We start from the raw sequence: 4,258 nt of genomic DNA on the forward strand, positions 1-4,258 counted from the left end.
TATAATTTACTGACTTGGTTGTGTGCTGGTTTAACCTAAAAAACACCCTTAAAAACTATCCGCCCTGATTTAGATTAGATAATCTAAGTCAGGGCGGTCTAGCGGGTCTTCAAGTTGCAACCAGACTGCCGGAAGGAACTCCGATGTTAAGCCTAGTTAGTTGAGCTAACTTAGTATCTCAAGAGAACTAAAGCTAACTTTTAGAGAACAGCCCCGGCACACAGCCGGCTAACTGCAACTTGATGACCCACGGGTATACTACTTTCTATCATGGGCATCACCTCCTTATTGCCTAAACGGTCTTAATTTCAAAAGGGGCAAAGCAAAATGCTTTGGTCTTGTCACCTGAGATTACTATAGCACAACTACAAAAATTTGCAATACCTTAATTTAAATTTCTCACAAAAAAAAACCCCTACCAATAGGTAGAGGCTAACTCAAAAATGATGAATTTTAAAGAGCGTTACCGCGTGGTAATACTTCTTCAGGGAATACGAACTGTTCGTGGGGTTGATCTTGAGGAGCCATCCAAGCGCGGATACCCTCGTTTAGTAAAATGTTTTTGGTATAGAAAGTTTCAAACTCTGGGTCTTCTGCTGCCCGTAATTCTTGAGAAACGAAGTCATAAGCCCGTAGGTTTAATGCTAAACCAACGATACCGATGGAACTCATCCACAAGCCTGTAACTGGTACAAACAACATGAAGAAGTGTAACCAACGTTTGTTGGAGAAAGCAACTCCGAAAATCTGTGACCAGAAACGGTTTGCTGTCACCATGGAGTAGGTTTCTTCAGCTTGGGTGGGATTGAAGGCGCGGAAAGTGTTTGAACCTTCACCGTCTTCAAATAGGGTGTTTTCTACTGTGGCACCGTGAATGGCACAAAGTAAAGCTCCACCTAAGATTCCCGCTACACCCATCATGTGGAAGGGGTTAAGTGTCCAGTTGTGGAAACCTTGGAGGAATAAGAGGAAACGGAAAATTGCGGCTACTCCAAAGCTAGGTGCAAAGAACCAGCTAGATTGTCCTAAAGGATACATCAGGAACACGCTGACGAATACGGCGATAGGACCGGAGAAAGCAAGGGCGTTATAAGGACGAAGACCGACGAGACGGGCGACTTCAAATTGGCGTAACATGAAGCCAATCAAACCGAATGCGCCATGTAGGGCTACGAAAGGCCACAAACCACCGAGTTGAATCCAACGGGTGAAGTCACCTTGAGCTTCAGGACCCCACAGGAACAACAGGGAATGCCCCATGCTGTTGGCTGGTGTGGATACTGCTACTGTTAGAAAGTTAGCTCCCTCTAAGTAAGAAGATGCTAGTCCGTGGGTGTACCAGGAGGTGACGAAGGTTGTACCGGTTAGCCAACCGCCTAATGCGAGGAAGGCACAGGGGAATAGTAATATTCCTGACCAACCTACGAATACAAAGCGATCGCGCTTTAGCCAGTCGTCTAATACGTCAAACCACCCTCTACTGGGGGCGCGTCCAACTGCGATGGTCATGAGAGCAAATCTCCAAAATGTTTTATAAGTACGGATTTTATGCGTTTATGGCAGGCGAATATTATCCACCTACACAAATCTAACTAGGTTGTCAACCTAGTTTACAATTTTTTACGCTTTCTATCATAATAGGTGAAAATCTCTAATTTTGCTAGTGGGCTAAGAAAAAAATTTTATTTGGGGATGATTATAGAGACGTTCTATGTAAAACAAGTAACTCGTTGAGAGAGGGAATAGGGAACAGGGAACAGGGAACAGGGAACAGGGAACAGGGAACAGGGAACAGGGAATAGGGAATAGGGAACAGAGAATAGGGAATAGGGATACTGAAAACGGTTCATAGTTTAACCAAATATGAAACCCCTCTCCAAACCTCTCCCCGCAACGGGGAGAGGCTTTGAACTTGTTCCGGGTTTGATGACAATTTGCCAGATGTAAAAAAGTAAAATCCATCAAAACCTCTTGCCTATTGCCTATTGCCTCTTGCCTCTTGCCTATTGCCTCTTGCCTATTGCCTATTCCCTCTTGCCTATTGCCTATTGCCTATTGCCTATTCCCTCTTGCCTATTGCCTATTGCCTATTGCCTATTGCCTCTTGCCTCTTGCCTTGCCATAACGACAATTTTTAACGCCAACCTACTAAGAAAACTTATGTCCAACTAGATAAAGGGGGAACTTGCGTCAATTCCTGACTGAGTTTTTTGTGAATATGACCGTTAGTAGCCAGAATTCTCCCCGAATTAATGTTTATCGGAGTTCCATCATAGGCAGTGACGTTACCTCCCGCTTCCTGAACCAATATTATTCCAGCCACAACATCCCAAGGTGCAATTCCCCTTTCCCAATAACCATCAACTCTCCCACAGGCTACATAAGCTAAATCCAAGGCTGCTGCACCATCACGTCTGACACCTTGGGTAAGATGGGTAAGATGACAAAACTCTGCATAATTGTTGTCAGCAGTTTCCCGGCGATCATAAGCAAATCCACTAACTAACAAGCTTTTACCTAATTCCGCTGTTTGGGAGACCTGAATAGGGCGACGGTTACGAGTTGCACCTAAGCCAGCAGCAGCCCGAAATAATTCATCACGAAAAGGGTCATAAATTACCCCTACCTTGGGGACACCGTGAATCAGCAACCCAATGGAAACAGCGAAACAGGGGTATTGATGGGCGTAATTAGTAGTACCATCGAGAGGGTCAATAGCCCAGAGAAATTCATTATCTTGGTTCCCCAGTTTTCCCGACTCTTCAGCGAGGATGGAATGCTGGGGAAAATGACGACGCAATACTTCTAAAATTACCTGTTCAGAAGCTTTATCAGCAGCGGTAACTAAATCACCAGGACGACCTTTTTCGGTGATTACGTTTTCTAATTTACCTAAATAATCTTGTAAAACTACACCTGCGGCTAAAGCTGCTTCTGTAGCAATATCTAGAAAAATTTGCATATTTGTTAGTTGTTAGTTGTCAGTTGTCAGTTGTGCAATAGATGGCATAGCAAACCTTTACGTCTAAGTAGGTGAGCGTTGAAAATTGTCGTTATGGCAAGGCAAAAGGCAAGAGGCAAGAGGCAAGAGTGAAGAGGGTTTGGGCGATTTTACATTTCTTTACACAGTTTGGTTTTATTGTGTTCACCTACTTACGTCTACATTTAACGAGAGAGACGGCGAAATTCTCCAGGAGTCACCCGCATGGGTTTATCTGTATTCCAGATGCCTTTTCCCATGATTCTCGCCCATTGTTGAGCGTGTTCTAGTCGTTGGTCGTATTTGTGATTAGGCGATCGCGCTACAAATAAAGCATATCCTTGTTTGACAACTTCTTCATTTAACAACAGTTTATCTTTCCATACATAAGCCAAGGTTCGGTTAAATTTATCCTTAGCTTCTAAGTCAAATTCCAGATTAACAGCCTGATTTGCACTGCCAATTAAACTTTCAACAAATTGTTTAGCATCCTCACCCCAAGGAATTTGGCGGATATCAGGTGCATCTAAACCAATTAACCGCACCGGGGAAATTAAATTCGGTTGTGACTCCATTCCCAATACTTCCAAACTTTGTCCACTCACAACCCGTGCTACCCTGACACTAGCGGGAGTTATTGAAGAGTTGCTTTGGCTTTGACAACTCACCAAAAGTGAAAAACTAGCCAATATAATTATTTTTGGCACAAAAACGCGAAGATTGACCACTACAGCAGTCATCCTCGCCATCAAATTCATTAACCTAAACACACAAAAAATATTAGTCCTCATCTAAGGGTAAACCTGCTTTAACTTTGCCCTTACCAAAAAACCGCCCAAACTGAAGTTCATAAACCTCATCTTCATCTTGTGTTTCCACTTCCAAATCAGAACGAGCATAACTTACGCATAATAAAGCGTAACCTTGACGGCGTAAATCTGGAGACAGACCAATGGCTTCCGGTTGGTGAATTTCTCCTGATATAACTCTGACAGCGCAAGTTGTACAAGCCCCATTCCGACAAGAAAAGGGGAGTTCCGTCCCGTTATGTTCAGCCGTGTGTAAAATATAACGGTCTTCAGGAACTTCCAGAGTATGTGATGTCCCAGTTTGGCGATTGTAAACTTTAATTTTGTGGGTTTGAACCATCTTAATTTTCAGATTTGCGGATTTGGAGTTTCACACCTAATTATAAGAAGATTGTTGGAAAACTTCGTATTTTCAGGTCAGGAAGTGGTGGGGGAGGTGGGGGATGTGGGGGAGGTGGGGGAGGGGGGG

General features: G+C 43.7%; 4 protein-coding genes. All 4 read right to left on the minus strand.

Translation table 11 applies throughout. The features are described 5' to 3' along the window. Positions 1–453 precede the first annotated feature (453 nt). Complete coding sequence (gene psbD / locus FJR37_RS06005; RefSeq protein WP_015080309.1) at positions 454–1,509, minus strand: photosystem II D2 protein (photosystem q(a) protein); 1,056 nt, start codon at positions 1,507–1,509, stop codon at positions 454–456. Positions 1,510–2,158: 649 nt separating this feature from the next. Continuing rightward, entirely contained in the window at positions 2,159–2,962 is an 804-nt protein-coding gene (locus FJR37_RS06010; protein ID WP_168465558.1) for an inositol monophosphatase family protein, read from the minus strand. Between the two features lie 203 nt (positions 2,963–3,165). Continuing rightward, complete coding sequence (locus FJR37_RS06015; protein WP_371416103.1) at positions 3,166–3,720, minus strand: thermonuclease family protein; 555 nt, start codon at positions 3,718–3,720, stop codon at positions 3,166–3,168. 40 nt (positions 3,721–3,760) lie between these two features. After that, positions 3,761–4,129: a 2Fe-2S iron-sulfur cluster-binding protein gene (locus FJR37_RS06020; protein ID WP_027403653.1), complete on the minus strand. Its 369-nt coding sequence runs from the start codon at positions 4,127–4,129 to the stop codon at positions 3,761–3,763. Positions 4,130–4,258 lie beyond the last annotated feature (129 nt).

The sequence above is a fragment of the Aphanizomenon sp. UHCC 0183 genome (assembly GCF_009712065.1).
GTDB classification, from domain to species: Bacteria; Cyanobacteriota; Cyanobacteriia; order Cyanobacteriales; family Nostocaceae; genus Dolichospermum; species Dolichospermum heterosporum.